Annotated in this window: 17 protein-coding genes; 4 read left to right on the top strand and 13 right to left on the bottom strand. The window is 38.1% G+C overall.

Annotated features, from left to right (window positions below):
* Window positions 1-17 precede the first annotated feature (17 nt).
* From ACKXGF_RS04180 to ACKXGF_RS04145, 8 genes are all read right to left on the bottom strand, one after another.
* The gene (locus tag ACKXGF_RS04180; RefSeq protein WP_411954990.1) at window positions 18-713 is read right to left on the bottom strand and encodes an ABC transporter ATP-binding protein; all 696 of its coding nucleotides are present in this window, start codon (window positions 711-713) and stop codon (window positions 18-20) included.
* Window positions 714-722: 9 nt separating this feature from the next.
* The gene (locus ACKXGF_RS04175; protein WP_411954989.1) at window positions 723-1,724 is read right to left on the bottom strand and encodes an ABC transporter permease; all 1,002 of its coding nucleotides are present in this window, start codon (window positions 1,722-1,724) and stop codon (window positions 723-725) included.
* Window positions 1,721-2,881 (bottom strand): ABC transporter permease, encoded by a 1,161-nt coding sequence (locus tag ACKXGF_RS04170; protein WP_411954988.1) that lies wholly within the window; start codon window positions 2,879-2,881, stop codon window positions 1,721-1,723. Before ACKXGF_RS04170 ends, ACKXGF_RS04175 begins: the two co-directional genes overlap by 4 nt.
* Window positions 2,882-2,902: 21 nt before the next feature.
* On the bottom strand, window positions 2,903-4,324 hold the full coding sequence (locus tag ACKXGF_RS04165) for a hypothetical protein (protein ID WP_411954987.1): 1,422 nt from the start codon (window positions 4,322-4,324) through the stop codon (window positions 2,903-2,905).
* 108 nt (window positions 4,325-4,432) lie between these two features.
* Entirely contained in the window at window positions 4,433-5,866 is a 1,434-nt protein-coding gene (locus ACKXGF_RS04160) for an anti-sigma factor domain-containing protein (RefSeq protein ID WP_411954986.1), read from the bottom strand.
* Complete coding sequence (gene sigI / locus ACKXGF_RS04155) at window positions 5,866-6,603, bottom strand: RNA polymerase sigma-I factor (protein WP_411954985.1); 738 nt, start codon at window positions 6,601-6,603, stop codon at window positions 5,866-5,868. Before sigI ends, ACKXGF_RS04160 begins: the two co-directional genes overlap by 1 nt.
* Before the next feature lie 60 nt (window positions 6,604-6,663).
* Entirely contained in the window at window positions 6,664-7,473 is an 810-nt protein-coding gene (locus ACKXGF_RS04150) for a serine protease (protein ID WP_411954984.1), read from the bottom strand.
* Window positions 7,474-7,602: 129 nt separating this feature from the next.
* Entirely contained in the window at window positions 7,603-8,613 is a 1,011-nt protein-coding gene (locus tag ACKXGF_RS04145) for a TIGR00341 family protein (protein WP_411954983.1), read from the bottom strand.
* Between the two features lie 100 nt (window positions 8,614-8,713).
* On the opposite strand from ACKXGF_RS04145, the gene ACKXGF_RS04140 reads away from it, so the two are divergent.
* From ACKXGF_RS04140 to ACKXGF_RS04130, 3 genes are read left to right on the top strand one after another with little or no spacing between them, the layout of a single operon-like run.
* Window positions 8,714-10,186, top strand: a complete 1,473-nt coding sequence (locus ACKXGF_RS04140; RefSeq protein WP_411954982.1) for a spore germination protein — start codon at window positions 8,714-8,716, stop codon at window positions 10,184-10,186.
* A gap of 45 nt (window positions 10,187-10,231) precedes the next feature.
* Window positions 10,232-11,347 (top strand): GerAB/ArcD/ProY family transporter, encoded by a 1,116-nt coding sequence (locus ACKXGF_RS04135; protein ID WP_411954981.1) that lies wholly within the window; start codon window positions 10,232-10,234, stop codon window positions 11,345-11,347.
* The gene (locus ACKXGF_RS04130; protein WP_411954980.1) at window positions 11,331-12,482 is read left to right on the top strand and encodes a Ger(x)C family spore germination protein; all 1,152 of its coding nucleotides are present in this window, start codon (window positions 11,331-11,333) and stop codon (window positions 12,480-12,482) included. Before ACKXGF_RS04135 ends, ACKXGF_RS04130 begins: the two co-directional genes overlap by 17 nt.
* Window positions 12,483-12,779: 297 nt before the next feature.
* Here ACKXGF_RS04130 and ACKXGF_RS04125 read toward each other — a convergent pair whose 3' ends face one another.
* Complete coding sequence (locus tag ACKXGF_RS04125) at window positions 12,780-13,853, bottom strand: undecaprenyldiphospho-muramoylpentapeptide beta-N-acetylglucosaminyltransferase (RefSeq protein WP_411954979.1); 1,074 nt, start codon at window positions 13,851-13,853, stop codon at window positions 12,780-12,782.
* Window positions 13,854-13,947: 94 nt separating this feature from the next.
* Here ACKXGF_RS04125 and ACKXGF_RS04120 point away from each other — a divergent pair, with 94 nt between their 5' ends.
* A complete protein-coding gene (locus tag ACKXGF_RS04120) occupies window positions 13,948-15,306 on the top strand; it encodes an MATE family efflux transporter (RefSeq protein ID WP_411954978.1) in 1,359 nt (452 codons plus the stop codon).
* Window positions 15,307-15,483: 177 nt separating this feature from the next.
* Here the strand turns inward: ACKXGF_RS04120 and ACKXGF_RS04115 are convergent, their stop codons facing one another.
* From ACKXGF_RS04115 to ACKXGF_RS04100, 4 genes are all read right to left on the bottom strand, one after another.
* On the bottom strand, window positions 15,484-16,677 hold the full coding sequence (locus ACKXGF_RS04115) for a NupC/NupG family nucleoside CNT transporter (RefSeq protein WP_411954977.1): 1,194 nt from the start codon (window positions 16,675-16,677) through the stop codon (window positions 15,484-15,486).
* A 178-nt stretch (window positions 16,678-16,855) separates the two neighbouring features.
* Window positions 16,856-17,467 carry a hypothetical protein gene (locus ACKXGF_RS04110; protein ID WP_411954976.1) on the bottom strand — a complete coding sequence of 204 codons (612 nt, stop codon included), beginning with the start codon at window positions 17,465-17,467 and terminating at the stop codon, window positions 16,856-16,858.
* A 69-nt stretch (window positions 17,468-17,536) separates the two neighbouring features.
* Window positions 17,537-18,838 carry a 2-oxoglutarate dehydrogenase complex dihydrolipoyllysine-residue succinyltransferase gene (gene odhB / locus ACKXGF_RS04105; protein ID WP_411954975.1) on the bottom strand — a complete coding sequence of 434 codons (1,302 nt, stop codon included), beginning with the start codon at window positions 18,836-18,838 and terminating at the stop codon, window positions 17,537-17,539.
* 14 nt (window positions 18,839-18,852) lie between these two features.
* Complete coding sequence (locus ACKXGF_RS04100) at window positions 18,853-21,675, bottom strand: 2-oxoglutarate dehydrogenase E1 component (RefSeq protein WP_411954974.1); 2,823 nt, start codon at window positions 21,673-21,675, stop codon at window positions 18,853-18,855.
* Between the last annotated feature and the right edge of the window lie 147 nt (window positions 21,676-21,822).

The raw sequence follows: 21,822 nt of genomic DNA, 5'->3' as shown, positions 1-21,822 counted from the left end.
GTTAATTCCATTTATTTCTACTTACGTAAGGCAAACATTTTTCGTAAATCAGAACCAGCATAACGACTGTATTCTCTTTGTTTTAGATCAACTTGAGAAATAGGAAAGCGATCAATAAGTTCTCCATCATCTAAAACCCACATCGTTTGGGCAATGTGCTCAATCACATGCCAATCATGGCTAATCAAGACAATCGTTGAGCCTTGTTCATTTAATTGATGTAACCACGTCAGCATATCGTGTTTAGTCGCTAAATCAACACCAACAAAAGCTTCATCTAATAGGATAAGCTGAGGTTCATGAATTAAACCAACAGCTAAATTCAATTTACGTGCCATTCCACCACTTAATGTTTGCACTTGGTAATCAAGTATGTCTTTTAAACCCAAGACATCGATCATTTCATTTACATAGTGTTGATTAGTCTGTTTTGTCATCTTCTGGTAATAAGTTAAATGATCTCGAACAGTCATGTGCTCAAATAGAGCTAACTGTTGCGGCACATAACCTATTGTAACCTTTTCCTGACTCTTATTTTCGCATGTACCAGAACTTGGCGTTTCTAAACCAGCCATTAGCTTTAGTAATGTAGATTTACCCGCACCATTCGGTCCAAACAAACTAATACATTCACCCTGATTAATCTCACCTGATATATTTTTGATCAATTCATTCTTTTTTCTTTTATAAGTCACATTATTTAATACCAACATCTAAACACCTCAACTTACCAACCAAAATGGAAGCCAAATAAGATACCAATTTTGAAAGGTTAGCATATCCCATTCGACCAGCAACACTAATGCCACACTTATTACTGTATAAATCGTTGTTATAGCTACTAAAACGTGACGTGAATGAATAATAAGACTAAACAACCAAATGATGATTAAAGATAATACACTGACCAATGCCAAAATCCCATATTGACTACGGTCTAAAGCAATTAAACTTAACCATTCATTAATTCCCACGAAACCTACTAAAGTAATTAAAATCGTGCTTAATACAACGTTAACCCAAGTTAAATGCAAACGAAGTTTACCACGAGAAAATACAGCTAATCGCTCGAAGACACCTCTATTTCGCCATTCATATAACCATGAGGAAAAATAAACAATAATTAACACGAGGTATGCCCAAACTAACGCAATCGGCCAGTTTGATGAATCTTCAAATTTACTTACATTGGATTCATATGTCGTGAAGTTCATTTGAAACAATGGCTCAGGTCGAAAGAATTGATTCCCGTATTGATAAACTTCATCCCACGTTGCCATTTCCGTCTCGTCTGTTACGATATTAGCCGCTTCAGAACGAACAATGTCTTCCATTAGTGTAGAAGCAAAATACTCTTTAAATAAGCCATCAACTAGACTATGCTCATGCCGATACCATGTCAGCAAATTCTCGGTTTCACCTTTTTCAACCTTCTCCTGTAACTGATTTTCGACGACAAAAATTGCTTCAACATCACCACGTTCTAGCTGACTTAAATTTAATTGATCCCTTAAGTTCAATGCGAAGGATTCACGATCATTCAATCGATTAACCATCTGTTCGACATAAGACTGATTATAAGGATCAACGACATCAATTCTGACTTGAGTGTTCTCTGTCGTCTTTTCAACAAAAGGAAGAATAACAATCAAAATAAGTAGTGGTAGACCTAAAAGTGTCAACAAGGTGGAACGACGCCAGAGCATTGATTTAACAATCATCATAGTCGCTCACCCCTTTTATAAGTTAATAACCACAGCACGATCACTAACCCTACTACCAAACCTAATAACAAGCTCCATTCTTTAAATGGAACATCATGACTGTTGAACAATGTGTAAAAACTATGTTGCACAATCTGTAACCCTTCCACTCTTAAGTAACTCGGTAAGTATGCAGCAGGTAACAAGACACCTGACATCACTAACAGAATGATATTAAACGACGCACTCAACATGAGAACAACTGTCGCTGTTCGCCATATCTTCTCAACGATTAAATAAATAAATACCATAATCATCATGATTAATAACCATTGGATACTCACATAAATCGGATTGAAATCCATCCTTAAAGTCGTGATACCAACTAAAACTACTATGTACAGAAACATAAACGAACTATAAAACAGGGCTTGGCTAATCCCCTGCTTAAATGAGGTGAAACCTAATAATCGAAAACGATTCTGTACAATTTGAAAATGTCTAGGTCTAAAAACTAAGACGAAGAATAAAAACATCATAAGAAGCACTGAGGCTTTCATTGCAATATAGCCTTGTTCTTGCCAAGACAAGACGGAATGATCCGATAAATATTGTTCATCAAACAATTGATTTCGACCTAAGGTTAACCAGGTAAAATGAAGGGTCATGTCTTGAATCAAGACCTGTCGATCATGGACATCACTAAAATGTAATACTGTATTGACGCCACTTTGCGCTGCTGTGATATAGTCTTCGCCACTTTCTAAAAGTAATTGTGCCAATCTAGAGGAGAAGGGTTGTCCTTGATTTAAATGGACATTAATAGGCTGATTGTGACCCTGTCGCAATTGTTCTGTAAAACCTTCAGGCACATGCAAAACGGCAGCTACATTTTCGTTATTTAGATATGATTCGACTGCACCTGTTTCTTTTTGAAATGTTATGTAATCATTCAATGAATCATCACTAGCTAATTGTTCTATAAGCGCATTCGTTTCAAATGTATCATCTTCATCAATAACCACGAGTTCTACATCATCTATTTCAGATTGTGCGGTGTGATAAATAATTAAACCAACCACCGAAAGAATGAGTAATGGAAATAATAGAACAGTTAAGCATAGGATAGGCGATTTTAACACACGCTTCCATTCCCAAATTAAGTAATGCCAAATCATAATCGCCTTCCCCCTCTCTCATTAAAACGGCAATTCTAATTGATCCTCAAACAATTGCTCTGGATTTTCCGTTAAATCCTTTAACGTCTTCTCCCATTCTTTTAGCATGTCTGGTTCGAACATCTCTACTTGACCTCGATCAACAGATTGAATATTAACTTCTTCAGAGAATTGATGCCCTCGATCAATCGATAGTTCCCAATCTTTAAAAGGGAGTTCTTGATTGATTGCGTCTTGATCCTCAATGGACACGGATAATTCTGTATCATGTGTCGAGGTCTCGTCAGTTTTACTATACTGATTGACCAACTGACCACTTGCCAGTTGTGAGACTTCATTATTAGCCAATTTCACTTCAAAACTTGTTTCACTTTCATCAGATGTAGCGTTAGTTTGCCAATCCAGCCGAATACCCTCAGCAAATTCCGATATAGGATAGTCTATGATTAAGGTTTGCTCACTTTTAATTTGCCCATCTAACAGTTCATCACTAGAAGCATCAAGTCGGATGTCTAATATAGTGTCCCTTTCTTCATTTGTAACGAGAACTTGCCCATCAACCACCATACCACCATTTGAAGAATTAGATTGTATGGAAACTTGAACATCATACACTTGCTCACCATTAACTACCGTCGTTTCCCATGTTCTATCCGAAACAAAATCATCTTCATACGTTGCTGTATACACCATCTCACCATCGACTTGAAATGATTTTAATTGTTCTTGTTGTAAATCACTGTTTGTGACCACTTGCTGCCACACTTCATTCGCTTGTGATTCGCTTAATGTCAGGTCAATTTGGTTCTCTTGATGATTTAATGCCGTTTCTTCAACCTCTAACTCTTGAAGAAATTCCATAAATATTTGAACACTACTAAGACCCGTTCTTTCTCCCTCATCACTAGAAGATTTGTTTTGATTATAAAGTGTTGGAATGTAAGACACGTTTGTTTCATCAAAGCCTACAGCATAATCGAGCCAATCCGTTATATTAAGTACTGTTAATTGTTCATCTTGATAAACCGAGCCCTCTAACCAATTAAGGCCAAGTGTAGAAATATCCCAGTCATATTGAGCATGGGGGATGTTGGGGTTCATTTTCCGTTCAGCAGACATTGTGGTAGACATAAGCAAACTAGTCATGGTCTGGTACTGACTTGAACTAGATGACCCCACTAAGCCAATTTCAAAATTAGTGATCGAGGGGTCTGATGCTAGTTGATTATTAATAGATGAACGAATTGGTTGATCAATCCAAAAATGGTCCTCTATTTGGTCAAGTGTTTCTTGTTCTGCTTCAATATAATTCGTTAAAGGATGTTGATAGGCCCACATAACAATGGTTATAACCGTAACAATTAGAATTATGGTCAGACTTAAGGCAATCTTCTTCCAAGTTTTGTTCCAGAATGTATCATATAGCCACTGTTTTATTGCCATCAAATCATCCTTATTTGTTATAGAATAGTTTCATTATACTATGTTTAACAAGCTGCGTTAAGAATAGCTAAAACAAAAACAGTACGCCTTTAGACGCACTGTTAACCATTAATCTTCATCTTTGTTTTGACCTGGTGGCCCGTCATCCCCAAACACGGGGTGACCATCTTCTTCGCTATCTTCTTGATCTGATTCTTTTTCATCCGACTCTCGATCACGGTCTTCTGATGATTGTTCTTTTTCTTCTGATTCATCTTTGTTTTTATTTTGTCCAGGCGGGCCATCATCTCCGAACACTGGATGATCATCTGACTTTTTTGACTTGTTATCTTTTTTTTGGTCTTTTCTTTCTTCATCTGATTTCTCATCATTCGAATCTCTTTCTCGGTCTTGTTGATCAGATGTATTTTGTTTGTTCTTAGATTCATTCTCGTCTTTATTATGCCCAGGTGGGCCGTCATCTCCGAACACTGGATGACTATCTGATTTTTCCTTACCCTTATTCTTTTGGGAGTCTTCTTCCTTCTTGCTTTGACCTGGTGGCCCATCATCTCTGAAAACAGGGTGGCCATCTGATTTTTGACTTCCCTTATTCTGTGTTTCCTTCGATGGATCTTTTTGTTCATTTCCCTCAGATTGAGTATCTGTGAATTTGTCTCGTAAACCTGGCGGGAGCTCATCACGATTCATTCGTTCAAAGAATTTCTTAAACTTTTCGTTCAAAGATTGTTTTTGATTAGAATCTTGTTTCTCAGATGATGAAGCATTAACGTTGGTTTGTTCATCAGATTCATGATTTCCATCACTGGACTCTTCATTATTATTGGATGATTCAGTTTGATCAGAATCTTGACCAGTTTCAGCTGAATTTTGGTTCATCAGCTGGTTATAAGCAAAGAGAATATTCATAGAAGTACCTTCTTGTTCGGCTTGCTCACGAATTTCATCTGGCACTTCAAACCAAGCAAACTCGTAATCTTGATTAAATTCCTTTGCTAAGTCATTAGATAATGACTCTAAGTAAGTATCATTATTATTGGATTGATTACTCGCATAATTAACTCCTAATAATATATTACGTTCAACATCTAAGTAACCTTTCTCTTGGCTTAATGTCACAATTGAAGTGGAGATTTCTTGTAATGATTCACCTTGTAAATCACCCATTTCTGACAACAACTCAGATCCGTCTTCGTTTAAAGCTTGGGCGTTTATAATTTGATATGAATCATTTACTTCAAATGAAAAACTTGGGTTAATATCGATGTTGACGTAAGCATATGTCTCTGATGAACCGTTCGTCCACGATAATAATGGAGAAATAATAGCTAAACACAACAGGATTGCGGCAGCCGCTTTAAGTTGGGGTGATGATACATACGAACGTAATATTGACCACAACCCTGATTGCTCATTTAAAGGTGTGAACTGAACTTCTTCACCAATTGCATGACTTGAATCGATTTTTGTTTTATAAAAACCACCTTCAGCGGTCATTACAATCGCATAACGCTTCTTTCGTTCAACAACTATGCCTTTCACTAACTCACCCCCTGAACGTATTCTTTCAAATACGTAAAGTCTTCACACAGCAAGACAAATACAGCCAAAATATACTTGCGATTTCGTTCAATTGTTTTTTTACTCACTGAAACATGTGGTTCTATTTGTTTAATGGGGAGTCGTTTTTTATCGAGGACATATTGACGTAATGCTTCATCTTCATAAACATAACGCGCCACTTCCTGTGCTGATTGCCTCGCATCCACATGTTTCGGTGAGAAATCTGCTAATTCCGCAAATGAGAGCTTAAACTCCTTAAGTCGCTCATTATACTCTTGTATTTCGATTTGTCTGTACCAATTGTCTTGTGTTTTGGCGTATTCATCTTTGGATACTTGTGATATACGCCATTCAGCCGTTTGCGATTCATCATCGTCTTCTACCTGATCAAGTGATACGGAATGAAAATGATCGGTTTGTTGGCGAATAAAATCGATCACTTTTCTGGAGATGACTAATTTCGCAAACGTTAAAAAAGAGCTTCCTTTGTCCTTAGAATAAGTATCCATCGCTTCATTAAATGCAATAAGGCCGATACTAAATTCATCATCTTGTTCCTGGTCAATGTAACGTTTACACACGTTGGATACACATTTGGCGATAAACGGCTGATAACTCGATAACAGATGATGACGGGTTTCTTCATCCCCATGCTGAACAGATAACACCTGTTCTTCGAGGGGAACGTCTTCTGTCTTTTTTAGACGTTGTAACACCCCTCATCACCCCCAACTATTATATATTTTCGTAATTGTCCACCATTTTTTGGGGACTTATTATTCATTCATTTCATGAAAGGCTTCAATTGGAATAGCAAGTCCAACTCGTCCTCGTTCATCATCTTGTCTAGTGGCAAATATAACAGCCACAACCTCACCGGATTGATTAATGACTGGACTTCCACTATTCCCGCTATAGATCGGCGCATCTAACATGAGCACTGGTGATTCAATGTCCTCTGAAGACGTTTCACCAATAATTTCACCTTCGTTTGCAATGCCACTGAATCCAAGTGGACTACCGATAAAATAAAAAGGCTCACCTCGGGTATAATTTGTTTCACCAGCTAACGGCAAAGTATCACTTCGCGTTTCCTCATGTAAGTCTAAGACCGCTAAATCTAGCTCTGGATAACGTTCTTGCACAGACGCGCCATAAGGACCGTCTTCTTTGAAATAAATTTGTAGACGCTGATGGCCTTCAATCACATGGTCATTTGTCAGTACTTTTTGACCATCCGCAAAAGCAAAACCCGTTCCGCGACTATCCCCAGCATCAATGGTTGCAATTGCTTCTCGGTAAGATTGCACTTCATCATCAGCTAATAATTGTGCCGAGGTTTTCAAAAAATCAATGGCTGGAATAGACACCATCACGGGTAAGGTAGCGAATATATTAATCACCATAAACAACGCAATGAGCCAAAAAAACCATTTAGGAATTCGTCGTTTACGTTTTGTTTTAGGTTCATGTTCTTTTTCAGTATATCGTTTTTTATTTAATAATTCTTTAATCTCATCTTCATTCAAGTCTTCATATAAATCAGATTCATCTTCTGTTTCGAGTCGTTTATCGTCATCTTGCATAAATATCCCTCGATTGCTTAACGTATTGACTTTAAGCATATCGCCTAACCAATTGTGACGCAAGGTATACTGTCTTGGATTATATCAAATATATCTGCTCACATGTATAACAATGCGATTACAAACTGTTTACATGCTTAAAAACAACACAACTAATAGCGTGATAAAGATAACACCAACTACAATAAATGAGAGGAGCCGTGATACATTAATCGTCACTTCTTCCTTCCACTTCATCGGACGAATGCCACTTAGGAAGAAAATAATGATCCCACTTAAAAAGATACAAGTGACGTTCGTCATAATAAGTAAAAATGACCAGTACGTATCAATCCACAATGTCTGACCAATTGAAATCCCAAACGTCACTGTCGGTGGCAGTAATGCGACAGCTACCATGACACCGACCATCCCACTTGAAACACGATTTAATAAAGCCAGTGCACCAGCCGCACCAGAAGCAAGCGCGATAATCACATCTGCTAATGAAACAACTGTCCGTGATGTATACTGCGTTGTCTGAGTACCAGCTTCAAATAAAAAACCAAACCCTGCAGCAATTAGCACTATCATAATAAAACCAAATAATAACGTCACAAATGCGCGCCACAAACGAAAAACATCACCTAACACCGCTGCAAATGATACCGAGATCGCAGGGCCAATTAAAGGTGCAATAGCCATAGCCCCAATAACGACTGCTTCACTGTCATTAATAAATCCACCCGTTGCAACCATGGCTGAGAATACAATTAATAACACGTAGTTCATCGTGAATTGACTTTTCTTCTCAATCGTGTGCATCAACTCTTGCCTGCTGGCACGTAATAATTTACCTTGATCATCTTCATCATCTTCTTGTTGTTCATCAGGATTATCACGTTCCTCAATTGTTTCCCTTGAGATATAAGTGTTCACAGGAAAAAGAATCGTTTCAAAGCCATCATAAAGGGTTGATACCGCTTCTAAATAATCTAAGACATCCTCTACTTCATCATCATCTACAATCATTCGTAATAGGATGCGATTTTCTAATTCATACGCTTTCCACACACTTTGTTGTGAAAAACCGTTTAACGCTGGTTTGACGTTATCGTATTGTTCCTTTGGTATATAAACTTCAATTAATTGCATACTCATACTTCGTCACACCTCATGCATCTATTTGCACTTTAGTGTGTACATATTTCTAGCAATTCATCACATACTAACGCTAAACAGATATGTAAGGGAGTTCAATATGAAACGTCGATTTCGTCAGTCGAGCTATTTTCCATGTAAAATCGAAACATTACAACAAGACTTATTCACTGACTTCTTCAACTCCTCACCTGACTTAGCTAGTAAAACAGTTAATGTTGAGGGAAAAAAAGCACTGATTATTTATATGGATTACTTAGTCAGAGAAGAAGAAGTCTATAACCATATCACCTCTAAAGTTCAAGGTGCCAAACAATTAGATTACCAAACAATCGAAAGTGAAGTTCCTGTTACTGATATCATGGAATTGAAAACTTTAGATGAAATCGGTGGGGCACTACTCGAAGGCTATGTATGTGTCTACATAGAGAAAGAAAAACACTGTATTGTCATTCCTGTTCCAAGAATTGATCAACGGAAGCCAGCTAAGGCTGAAACAGAATCACTTATCTTCGGTCCACAGATCTCATTCTCTGATTCGATTGATGTGAATATGAACTTCATTCATAAACGACTAGATACGAAGACACTGACCGCCGAAAAATTCATCATTGGCGATAAGATTCCAAGTGAAGTAAGACTAATATATTTATCTGATATCGCAAATGATGAAGCCGTACAAGAAATGCGGAGTAGATTGAATTCTTTACAAGTCGACGATGTTTTAGATTCATCAGCCTTAACACAATATGTTGAAGATAATTCTTATTCGATATTCCCGCAATTTCTTGTCACAGAATTACCTGATCGTTTTTGTTATTCTTTGAAAGAAGGACGTGTCGGATTACTTGTTGATAAGAGTCCTTCAGCTGTCATAGCACCCGTTTCATTTCTTAGTTTCTTTCAAACAACAGAAGACATTTATACAAGATGGAATATGGGTTCATTTATTCGCTTAATGCGTCTTGTAGGTATGTTTTTATCAATTACTCTAACACCTTTGTATGTAGCAGCCTTGACTTATCATTATGAAATCATTCCTGATGCTTTACTCGTCTCACTCGGACATTCTAGGTCACGTGTTCCATTTCCACCCTTGTTAGAAGCGTTGATACTGGAATTCCTAATTGAATTAATTCGCGAAGCCGGGGCCAGGCTTCCCACAAAAGTTGGTCAAACAATGGGTATTGTAGGTGGTATTGTCGTCGGACAGGCAGTCGTTCAAGCTGGTTTCACAAGTAATATCTTAATCATTATAGTGGCACTGAGTGCTCTGGCATCATTTACAGCACCCAGCTACTTAATGGGATCAGCTATACGTATTCTTCGCTTTCCACTTATTATATTAGCTGGATTTTGGGGATTCCTTGGGATCATGTTCAGTTTTGCGTTCATTACGATTCATTTAATTAGGCAGCGTTCTTTAAATTTTCCTTATTTTGTTCCAATATATCCATTTCAACCTCGTGACTTAGATAACTCATTTATTCGTTTACCTTTTCTATGGAGTTACAAACGAGCGTATTCAAATCGTCCCAAAAAAATCCGTCGTTTCAAAAAACCCAATCGCTAATACCACAATTCTCATGACGATAAACTAATTAGAATAGGTGCTATTATGCCAGAAAATCTCAATATTCCTGATCATAAAAAACTTAAAGCTATTTATTTAGTTATCGTTTTACACACGATGCAAATAGGTGTTGGTATTGCTGGACATCCACGCGTTGTATTTCTTGAAGCTGGCCGAGATAGCTTTATTTCCATAATAATTGCTGCTATTGCCCTGCATATTGCAATCGCCTGTATTGTATACGTGTTAAGAAGTTTTGATGGTCAAGATTTGCATGGAATTCTAGGTCAATTTTTTGGAAAATGGCTCGGAAAACTCATAACATTTTTGTTTGTCATATATTTCTTTTTATTGTTTATCAGCGTCTTAGTTAACTATATTGAATTTGTTCACGCATTTATTTTCCCTGACATGTCTTCGTGGTTTATCTCACTTTGCTTACTCTCACTCGTCTTATATGCTGTATTAGGTGGTGTAAGAGTGGCGGTTGGGGCATGTATTGTGTTCTTTTTTGGATCAGCTTGGATGTTTGGGTTACTCATTGAACCTATTACCTATATTCAATATGATAACTACCTACCGATGTTTGAAGCATCACCACGTGAGCTAATGAGTGGTGCGCTCAAGACTTCTTATACAATCATCGGGTTTGAACTGCTTTGGTTTTTATATCCATATTTAAAAGACAAAAATAAAGTTCATCGATATAGTCAATTAGCGATGTCACTCACAATTTTATCAGTTCTCTTTATTACATTTGTTTCAATTGGTTTTTATAGCAATAATCAACTAGAAGACAAGATATGGCCTCTGCTATCCACTATTAAAATTATTTCGTTCCCTATGTTTGAGCGTTTTGATATTGTTACAGTTGCTTTGTGGATGATCATTATATTATCGAACCTCATTTTATTTTGTTGGATGACAAGTATGGGTGCTAAACGCGTTTTCGGCGGCAAGGAGAATTATTACATGATTATTGTATGTTCCTTAGCTTTTATTGCTCAATATTTCTTTGATAGTCGATATAATGTTAATTTCTTTACGAATTATGTCGGTCAAGCTGGTGCTATTTTCGGTTTTGTCTTTCCGATACTATTGGTTCCGTTTGCCATGTATTACCGACGGAAAGGAGCCAAACAGCATGCAAAACAATCGTAAAATCACCCTTTTAATCGTCGGCTTACTATCTATGATAATCATACCAAGTTGCAGTCATTCAAAAGATGTTATTGAACAATTAGGCGTTGTATCAGCTTACGGATTTGATGAAAATGACGAAAAAGTATTAGAAGGGACTACCGTCTTATATCAATTCAATCCCGATATAACTAATGCGTCACAAATCATTCACAGTACTGGTAAAACTTTCAATATGGTCCAATCGAATGCTAATAAAAAATCAGGTTATAAAATCGTAAACGGTAAAATACAAACGTTACTATTCGGCCCATCTATTGCTGAACAGGGGGTTTTTCCTTACTTAGACACAATTGAACGAGACGCAGCAATATCTGATATGCTTTATGTCACAATCTCCGAAGAACCTGCGCGCGATATACTAGCTGCTTCTAATTATGAAGAGGCACCCAATATAGGTGTCTATTTAAACCGCCTTGTTGATACAGCCGTCCTTGACGAAAAGATTGTGAGCAGTAAATTCCATGAATTTATGAGAGATTATTCTCAAGTCGGACAAGAACCTTTAGTTCCAATCATTTCTATACAGCAAAATAAAGCAGCAATTGAAGAAATCGGCATAATGCAGGGTGATGTCCATGTCGGTAACTACTCAATGAAAGAGGTCTTTTTTGTTAGATTACTAAGAGACGAATTCAATGAAGGACGACTCAACTTAGAATTAGAAACAGAACCTTTTCAAGATTTTATTAAAGAATACCAAGGTGATAGTCGAAGAGATAAAATGTATGTTGTCATTGATCAACTCAAGAACAATTCCAGAATAAACTTAACAAATGTTGAAAATTTAACTTATGAAGTAGATGTGAATATACATGGTCGTATTATTGAAAAGTCTCAACGAATGAACTTAGACCAAACTGCACCATTAAGAAAATTAGAGGATGAAGTCAATAAAAAAATAGAAGAAAAAATAGAAAGTGTCGTAAAAAAATCCCAAGAAGTTAACGCTGATGTCTTTGGATTTGGCGTAAAATATAATAACCGAACTCGTGGTGAAGAATTAACTCGTGACCAGTGGCAGGATTTGTTTCCTAATATCGAAGTTAACTATAATGTTTCAACTGAAATTAAACGATTTGGTATTGTTCAATAAAATAAATGGCGCTGGGACAAAAATTAATAATACAAAGTAAAACTCTAACGATTTAATTGAAAAATAAATCGTTAGAGTTTTCTGCTTGAACCACGCTCCATCAAAACACTTCGCTTGCCGCGGGCACGGCTCGAGCCTCCTCAGCCCAAAAGCGGGGCTTGCGGGGTCTCGAGACGCGTGCTGTTCCCGCAGGCGTCTACATGTTTTGATTCCGCTTCATTACTGCTTACCTATACTTTTTCAAACATTTGTCTTTTGCCTAGCTGATGATACTTTTGTCACAACCTCATTTTTTATTTATTTCATCGTACGCTTGATCATGTTAATTACGTCTTCTTTTGTCTGTTTTGGCTGATAGGACGTCATGTTATCGTGATAGTGTTCTTTTTGTGAATACAGTTGGTCAACAGCTTCGGTTAAAGTTGAATCATTAACTGACTCATCTTCTAACACATCGGCATAGCCACGCTTTTTAAAGGATTCAGCATTAAGTAATTGGTCACCACGACTGGCTTGCTTCGATAAAGGAATGAGCACCATTGGCTTTCTTAGTGCTAAGAATTCAAAGATTGAGTTGGCTCCAGCACGAGAAACAACGAGATCTGACATGGCTAGTAAGTCTTTTAATTCATCAGTTACATACTCATATTGCACATAACCTGGCTGTTTCACTTGTTCATCATACTTACCTTTACCACATAAATGGACCACTTGGTAATGTTTTAATAGTTGGGGAAGGGCATCACGCACAGCTTGATTAATACTTTGTGCACCAGCACTACCTCCCATTACGAGTAAAGTTGGTTGATCTTTGTTTAACCCTGTAAATTGAGCTGCCTTATCTGGATCACCTTCGAACAATTCATTTCGCACAATGGCTCCAATGTTAACCGTTTTCTTTTCTGGTAAATGGCGATCCGTTTCAGGAAACGTCGTTAACACATACTTCGCGAAATTACTCGCAATTTTATTCGCAAGCCCTGGTGTATAATCTGATTCATGAATGATTGACGGTACACCTGTTAACCGAGATGCCATAACCACGGGTACCGAAACAAATCCACCTTTAGAGAACACCATTTTCGGTTTTAATTTTTTTAATAATTGGCGTGCTTGAAATAACCCTTTTAAGACACGAAATGGGTCTTTCATATTTTCTAATGACATGTAGCGGCGTAGCTTTCCAGTTGCGATTCCATGATATGTGACACCATCCATGCCCTCAATCAGCTCTCGTTCAATCCCTTCATAAGAGCCAATATAATGAATGTCATATCCCTCTTCAATAAACTCAGGCATTAAGGCTAAATTAACGACGACATGGCCTGCTGTCCCGCCACCTGTAAATACAATTGTTTCAGTTTTACTCATTATGCAAACGTCCTTTCTATTCACATCACACAATATACGCTATAATGACATATTAGCAAAGATTTACGCCAACGAGTATAGGAAGGAGCAAAAAATGTATCCGACAGACTCGATTTCAGATAAATTCAAACTGTTCATTCGCATTTTAATTCCGATACTAATTACGCAAGTCGGTATTTATTTTATGAATGTTTTCGATACAATCATGGCTGGTCAAGCATCAGCAGAAGACTTAGCTGGCGTTGCGGTTGGCTCTTCACTTTGGGTGCCGATCTTAACAGGCACTAATGGAATCTTAATTGCCATTTCACCGATTACCGCTCAATTATTAGGTGCTGGTGATAAGGAGAGGATTCCATACAAAGTCAAACAAGGGTTATATTTAGCAGCTGGAATGTCCATTATTATCTTTCTGACAGGAGTGATATTTTTAGATCCTGTGCTGGGATTACTCAGTTTAGAAGCTGAGGTTCAGCATATTGCGAAATATTATTTAGTCGCCTTAGGCTGTGGGATGATCTTCTTATTCTCATTTAACTTATTACGATCGTTTATCGATGCATTAGGCCAGACGAAAATCTCTATGTTCATTATATTATTAGCCCTACCACTCAATGCGTTGTTTAATTATATGTTTATTTTCGGTGAGTTTGGTATGCCTGAAATGGGTGGAATTGGTGCAGGGATCGCATCCGCTTTATCTTATATGATTTCATCTATTGTGGCCGTGATGATTATTCATCGTGTGTTGCCGTTCAGGCGATATCAAGTGTTTCGTAATTGGATTAAGCCTTCACTTACTGCATGGAAGGAACAGCTGAAGATTGGCGTGCCAATTGGTTTTACGATTTTCTTTGAAACAAGCATTTTTGCGGCTGTGACGTTAATGATTAGTCGCTATGATACATATACCGTAGCAGCCCACCAAGCCGCAATGAACTATGCGACGATCTTTTACATGCTGCCTCTAGCCATAGCTATGGCTCTTACGATTGCTGTCGGTTTTGAAGTCGGTGGCAGGCGCATGAATGATGCTAAACAATATAGTTTGATGGGTATTAGTTCTGGATTGACGGTTGCCTTAATCAGTGGTGCTTTTATCTTTTTCTTACGAGAAGAAGTGGCTCAGCTTTACAGTGATCATCCTGAAGTCATTAGCTTAATGCAGCAATTTCTGATCTTTGCTGTCTTCTTTCAAATTTCAGACGGCTTTGGGACACCTATCCAAGGCGCACTGCGTGGCTATAAAGATGTGAACGTAACCTTAGTCATCGCGTTTATCTCATTCTGGGTGATTGGTCTACCGTCTGGAATTGCCATGTCTGTGTGGACATCACTCGATGCATTCGGATACTGGGTGGGATTGATTGTTGGATTAGCTGTTGGTGCTATGATTCTAATTGTGCGCTTGTTTTATATGTTTAGACGGTACGACCAAAAACAACAAATATAGCTCCCAAACTGTAATTGTCTAACAATCCACTTAGATTGTTAGACATTTGATCAAGTTTGTTAAACATTCCTTCAAGATTGTGAAACATTCCGCAGAGACTGTTAAACAATCTTAATTCAATCAAAAAAGATCCATCTTCACATCATGTGAAGATGGATCTTTTCAATATTGATAGGTTTATAGGAATAAACCAGCGATTGTTGCTGAAAGGATTGATGCTAGCGTCGCACCCGTTAATAGTTTAAGACCGAAACGAGAAACAGTCTTACCTTTTTCAGAATCAATACCAGCAACAGTACCGGCAATGATACCGATTGAACCAAAGTTTGCAAAGCTTGTTAAGAATACAGATACGATACCCATTGTCTTTTCAGAGAACTGACCTTGCATGTCAACTAGTTCTAACATTGCAACGAATTCGTTCGTGACAATTTTCAGACCCATGATACTACCAGCATCAACTAGTTCACCTGGGTTAATACCCATTAGAAATGTTAATGGTAGTAATAGGTAACCTAAACCTGCTTCTAGTGATGCCCCTTCAACAGGGATTACTACACCAACAATATAGTTCACTAATTCTAACGATGCTAGGAATGCAATTAACATTGTCGCAACGATTAAGGCAATTTTACCACCATCAAGGGCACCATTTGCCATCGCTTCAAATATACTTTTTGCTCCACTTACGTCATCAATATCAACATCATCATCTTCATCTTCCACAACTGGTGGTGCGATGATTGAAGCAACGATTAGAGCACTGAACATGTTAAGCGGAATAGCTACTAAAACATATTGCTCTGGAAGCATTTGCATATAGGCACCAATGATTGATGCTGATACAGACCCCATCGCAGAAGCTGATACGATATACAAGCGATTTTCTGTAATTCGATGGAACTGCGATTGAACCGCGATTAACGCTTCAGACTGTCCAAAGAACATACTGTTTACCGCTGTAAATGATTCGATCTTCGGTAAACCAGTTAAGAATGAAAGCGCACCGCCTATATACTTAATAAGTAACGGTAACACTTTGAGGTACGTTAAAACTGATAAGATCGTTGCAAAGAATATAATAATTAAAAGAACGTCAAAGAAGAAGACACCGTTTTCTCCAACTTGAATACCACCAACGACAAAGTTAACACCGTATGTACCAAATTCAATCAACTTATTAAAGACATCTGCAATACCCGTGATAATGTTTTGACCAATCTCTGTCTGGAACATGAACCATGTAACTAAAAGTTGCAATAGAATCATGATACCGATTCCTTTGAATGGAATCTTACCACGATTATTGGACATTAGCATAGCCAGTCCAATGACAGCTAAAATAGCTATCAAACCTAAAATTATATCCATTTCTGTTCCCCCTATAAAAATAAATAATTAACAGTTATGCTATTGCATTTTATCAAGTAGTTTATGAAAACGCAATCATATAGACCTAAATTTTCTCGAAAACTTTTGTTTTTTGCATCTTTTTAGTAAATTTTAGATTATTTGCTCAAATCATTGTTGAATAATGCGACAATTTATCTTATGGCTTGATTTGTCGGTAAGATAAAATAGGTTTAACAAGAGCATCATTTAACCTCGTCTGCTCTGCTTCGCCAACATGACCGTCTGTTACGTGATCTAAATGGACTAATAAGTTACACTGTTTAGCCACAGTGGTCAACATCTGAACAGGCTTTATAAACGAAGTACCTCCTTCTAAGTGTTTCTCGGTTAACCCTTCATGTGGATACGGATAAAGATTTTCCCGATGAAGAAAGATATGATGGTACTTTGTGAAATCACGATGATCTATCCACTCCAATATATTCCCTTGCCGCATAGAACGAGAACTATCAATCATTAGCACGGATCTAACATCTGTTTGTTTAATTTTAATCGGTTGTCGCATTTTGCAGTTTGGAAGAGGTTTCGATGTACGGAAATGCTTAAGCCAAGTTTGACGTTTATTGGTTCGATAAGTATATTGTGATTTTCGTTTATTAGAACCCATAAATTGGATTAAATCTTGTTCTGATAAGGGAGCATCAACATTTAATGGTTGCGCACTTTGATTACCTCTTTCATGATTTTGTTCAATTAGCTGCCAATCCGTATGACCATGAATGTAATAACGGCTATGATAATGAATCATTTATCACCTCTTTTACATAAAAAAAACACCCTCGCAACAATTTATGCGAGGGTGCGTATTGGTTATTCATTAACCTTCTAGTAATAAGTCATACGGGTCTTCAACCATTTGTTTCACGCGGTCTAAGAACTGCACAGCTTCACGACCGTCAACAATGCGGTGATCATATGATACCGCAAGATACATCATTGGACGTACTTGAATACTGTCATCTGGCATAACCTTCGGACGTTTTTCAATCTTATGCATACCTAAAATACCAACTTGTGGTGTGTTTAGGATTGGCGTTGATAGTAATGAACCGAAAATACCACCGTTAGTAATGGTGAATGAACCACCTTGTAGGTCACCCATGGATAGTTGGCCGTCACGTGCTTTCTTAGCCACATCCATAATTTGACCTTCAATGCCTGCGAAGCTTAAACGATCAGCATCGCGAACAACTGGTACGACAAGACCTTCTTCAGTCGATACAGCCATACCGATGTCATAGAATTTCTTCATGACGATTTCGTCACCTTGAATTTCCGCATTAAGTAATGGGAATTCTTTAAGCGCACCGATAACGGCTTTCGTAAAGAATGACATGAAACCAAGCTTAATGCCGTGCTTCTGTTCGAATTCGTCTTTACGTTCTTTACGTAAATTCATAATATTTGTCATATCGACTTCGTTGAATGTCGTTAACATTGCGGATTGTTCTTGCGCTTCAACAAGACGCTTCGCAATTGTTTGACGACGACGTGACATTTTCACACGATCAACTGGTTTTTCAAATTCTGTCTTCTCAGCTGATTTATCGTCTTTCTTGCTTTCTTTCTTACCTTCTTGTTTCTTACTACCTTCAGATTTTTCTTTTGCTGCCGCTTCTACGTCTTCTTTCGAGATGCGACCAACTGGATCTTTCGGCTTGATCTCGTTTAAGTCAATGCCTAACTCACGAGCACGCTTACGTGTCGCTGGTGAAGCAACAGGTTGTTCAGCATCTTGTTGTGATGTTTCTTCCTGTGCTTGTTCGCTTACTTCATTTGCTTCTTGCTTTGTTTCTTCTTTAGATTCTGATTTCGATTCTTCTGCCTTGTCATCTTCTTTAGACTTAGCTTCTGAACCATCATCAGAGCTTGCGGAAGCTTCACCGTTTTCGTCTACTTTCGCAATCGCGTCACCAACTTCAACGTCATCGCCTTCTTCAACAAGTAATTCAGCGATCACACCTGCTGTGTCTGCGTTAACTTCAACGTTTACTTTATCTGTTTCTAATTCAAGGACTGCGTCACCTTTTTGGACTTGATCACCTTTTTGGACTAACCACTCAGCTACCGTACCTTCAGTAATTGATTCGGCAAGCTCTGGAACAATAATTTCCTTCACGTCATTCTCCTCCTTTAATCTAGCTTCAACGCTTCATTCAAAATGCGACTTTGTTCTGCTTTCGATACATTCGGATCACCCACAGCTGGAGAGGAACGATGTGGACGACCTACATAATGAAGCTTCTGCTTAACTTTCTTTATATCTTGAATTCGTTCTTTAACGAAATCCCAGCTACCCATATTCTTCGGCTCTTCTTGTAGCCAAACAATCTCTTCTACGTTCTTATACGTCTTAAGTAGTTCTTGCAGTTCTTTTTCAGGGAACGGATAAATCTGTTCAACCCTTGCAAAGTGAATCGCATCAGACGGATCACGTTTCTCCATCTCTTCTTCTAATTCCACCATCACCTTACCGCTACCAAGAACTAATCGTTTAACAGCTTCAGGGTCCTCACCTGTATTATGCTGTTCTAGAATATGCTTAAACTTACCTTCCGAAAGCTCTTCGTGATCAACAGCAACTCGTTGATTACGTAATAAACTCTTCGGTGACATGACAACGAGTGGACGAGCAGCTTCCGTACCTACAATCGCTGCTTGACGACGTAGTAAGTGGAAAAACTGTCCGGCTGATGTCACGTTAGCCACTGTCCAGTTATTTTCAGCTGATAATTGCAAGAAACGCTCTAAACGCGCACTTGAGTGTTCTGGACCTTGGCCTTCATAACCATGAGGCAGGAGCATCACTAAACTTGCAATTTGTCCCCATTTTGCTCGACCAGATGCGATAAATTGATCAAAAATCACTTGCGCAGCATTAGCAAAGTCACCGAATTGTGCTTCCCAAAGGACAAGTGTTTCATCTGATTGAACACTATAACCATATTCAAATCCTAATACGCCTGTCTCATTTAATGGACTGTTATAAATGCTGAATGCTCGATCTACATCTTCTAAACCATGGAACGGGCTGTAAGTTTCTTGTTTTTCTGTATCGTGCAGGACAGCATGACGATGGGCGAAAGTACCACGTTGTGTATCTTGACCTGTCATACGAATTGGTGTGCCATCATTTAAAATCGACGCATAAGCTAAGGCTTCACCTAAGGCCCAATCAACTTTTTCGCCTTCTTCAAATGCATTTTCGCGACGTTTTAGGATTTTCTCTAATTTCTTAAAGCCATTAAACCCTTCTGGTCGCTTAAGCATATCTTCATTTAATTTCTTAAGCGTTGATTCATCAACAGCTGTTTCAATCTTGTCTAAACCATTCACGACTTCTTCCGGTATATCCGGAATCGTGTGTTCAACGTCTTCATTTTCTTTCATACTGTTATAAGTTTCACGCAGACTTTCTAACACTTGATCCTTATAGGGTTTGCCATCTTCTTCACCAATAATTTGGTCATTTGTTAAAGTCTCAGCATACAACTCATAAGCTGTTTTATGATTGTCAATTTCACGATATAGATTAGGTTGAGTTCCGCGTGGCTCATCCATTTCATTATGACCAAAACGACGATAACCAACTAGATCGATGATGACATCTTTTTGGAATTTCTTACGGTATTGATACGCTAGTTCAATCGCTGACATACATGCTTCTGGATCATCAGCATTGACGTGAACAATTGGCATTTCAAAACCTTTTGCCAGGTCACTCGCATATTTCGGTGAACGGCCGTCTTTATGGTTTGTCGTAAAACCTAATAAGTTGTTCGCAATAATATGGATTGAACCACCTGTTTCATAACCATCTAATTGTGACATATTAAGTGTTTCCGCAACGACACCTTCACCAATGAAAGCTGCATCACCGTGAATTTGGATAGTAAATGCCTTATCGAAATTAGGCTCAGCATAACCCGCTTCATGGCGATTGTCTTGTACAGCTCGCGTATAACCTTCAACTACAGGATTAACAAACTCTAAATGAGAAGGATTATGTGCTAATGTCACTTTAGTCGAGTTCTCATCACCATATTCACGATCAGCACCAAAGTGATATTTTACGTCACCTGTCCATCCATAATTGATACCTGTAGATCCTTCAGAAGGAACCAATTCTTTATCAGGTGAATGTGCAAATTCCGAAAAGATCTTCTCGTATGGCTTTCCGAGAATATGAGCTAAGACATTTAAACGACCACGGTGAGCCATGCCCATAAGGATATGTTCAACCGAATCTTGATTGCCGTTCTTCACTAATCGGTCAATCATCGGGACCATAACGTCTATACCTTCAATGGAAAAACGTTTCTGACCCACAAATGTCTTACCTAAGAATTGTTCGAATCCTTCTACTTCAGCTAGTTGTTTCAATAAATCTTTCTTATAATCATCGCTTAACGAGACGTCAATCGCGCCATTTTCTACATGATTATATAACCATTCCCGTTCATCATCATCTGGGATATGGTTGAATTCAAATGAAGCTGTGCCTGAATAGCGGGATCTCAAATGTTGAATCAAATCCCAAGCCGTGTTGACATGACTTGGTACATTGGCGATTAACACTTTGGCGTCCATTTGCTTTAAGTCAGCTTCTGTTAAGTCATATGTTTTTGGATCAACTAATGGTGTCGCACGATCATCTTGTTTTCCAACTGGAAATATGTCTGCTTCTAAGTGTCCATGACGTCGAATCGCATCAACTAACTTCATCGCTGATGTTAACTTCTTCAAGTCATTGATGCTGGATTGACCTCCACTTGAAGTCTGTACGTTACTCGATTCCATCCAATCAGGAGCACCATATTGTTCGAACATTTGACGCAATGATTCATCAACTGCATCAGGGTCATCTAGAAATAACTCATACTGTTCTTCCACATAACCCATGTTAGGCCCATGAAAAGCATGCCAAACATTGTCGTTAGACCCTTGGATTGCCACTATTTACTACCCCCATCACTTTCTAGAAAATTGATTTCAAGTTTATTGTCGTTTTATAAAGAACATCTACCTCTTATAATACCCTATTCTAAGGCAAAACAAACTGTTCAGTAGTGTCCCATGTCAAAACATCATATACCTTCAATT

The sequence above is a fragment of the Alkalibacillus sp. S2W genome (genome assembly GCF_046764385.1).
Lineage (GTDB): Bacteria > Bacillota > Bacilli > Bacillales > Alkalibacillaceae > Alkalibacillus > Alkalibacillus almallahensis.
The sequence above is the reverse complement of the archived record's forward strand: the minus strand, read 5'-3'. Positions and strand labels throughout refer to the sequence as shown.

What these genes read in the sequence shown, in the direction of transcription:
- ACKXGF_RS04175 (WP_411954989.1), bottom strand. Translation starts at nt 1,724, where the DNA reads ATGATGATTGTTAAATCAATGCTCTGGCGTCGTTCCACCTTGTTGACA.
- ACKXGF_RS04150 (WP_411954984.1), bottom strand. Translation starts at nt 7,473, where the DNA reads ATGCAAGATGACGATAAACGACTCGAAACAGAAGATGAATCTGATTTA.
- ACKXGF_RS04140 (WP_411954982.1), top strand. Translation starts at nt 8,714, where the DNA reads ATGAAACGTCGATTTCGTCAGTCGAGCTATTTTCCATGTAAAATCGAA.
- ACKXGF_RS04145 (WP_411954983.1), bottom strand. Translation starts at nt 8,613, where the DNA reads ATGAGTATGCAATTAATTGAAGTTTATATACCAAAGGAACAATACGAT.
- ACKXGF_RS04125 (WP_411954979.1), bottom strand. Translation starts at nt 13,853, where the DNA reads ATGAGTAAAACTGAAACAATTGTATTTACAGGTGGCGGGACAGCAGGC.
- ACKXGF_RS04135 (WP_411954981.1), top strand. Translation starts at nt 10,232, where the DNA reads ATGCCAGAAAATCTCAATATTCCTGATCATAAAAAACTTAAAGCTATT.
- ACKXGF_RS04120 (WP_411954978.1), top strand. Translation starts at nt 13,948, where the DNA reads ATGTATCCGACAGACTCGATTTCAGATAAATTCAAACTGTTCATTCGC.
- ACKXGF_RS04170 (WP_411954988.1), bottom strand. Translation starts at nt 2,881, where the DNA reads ATGATTTGGCATTACTTAATTTGGGAATGGAAGCGTGTGTTAAAATCG.
- ACKXGF_RS04110 (WP_411954976.1), bottom strand. Translation starts at nt 17,467, where the DNA reads ATGATTCATTATCATAGCCGTTATTACATTCATGGTCATACGGATTGG.
- ACKXGF_RS04180 (WP_411954990.1), bottom strand. Translation starts at nt 713, where the DNA reads ATGTTGGTATTAAATAATGTGACTTATAAAAGAAAAAAGAATGAATTG.
- ACKXGF_RS04165 (WP_411954987.1), bottom strand. Translation starts at nt 4,324, where the DNA reads ATGGCAATAAAACAGTGGCTATATGATACATTCTGGAACAAAACTTGG.
- ACKXGF_RS04115 (WP_411954977.1), bottom strand. Translation starts at nt 16,677, where the DNA reads ATGGATATAATTTTAGGTTTGATAGCTATTTTAGCTGTCATTGGACTG.
- ACKXGF_RS04130 (WP_411954980.1), top strand. Translation starts at nt 11,331, where the DNA reads ATGCAAAACAATCGTAAAATCACCCTTTTAATCGTCGGCTTACTATCT.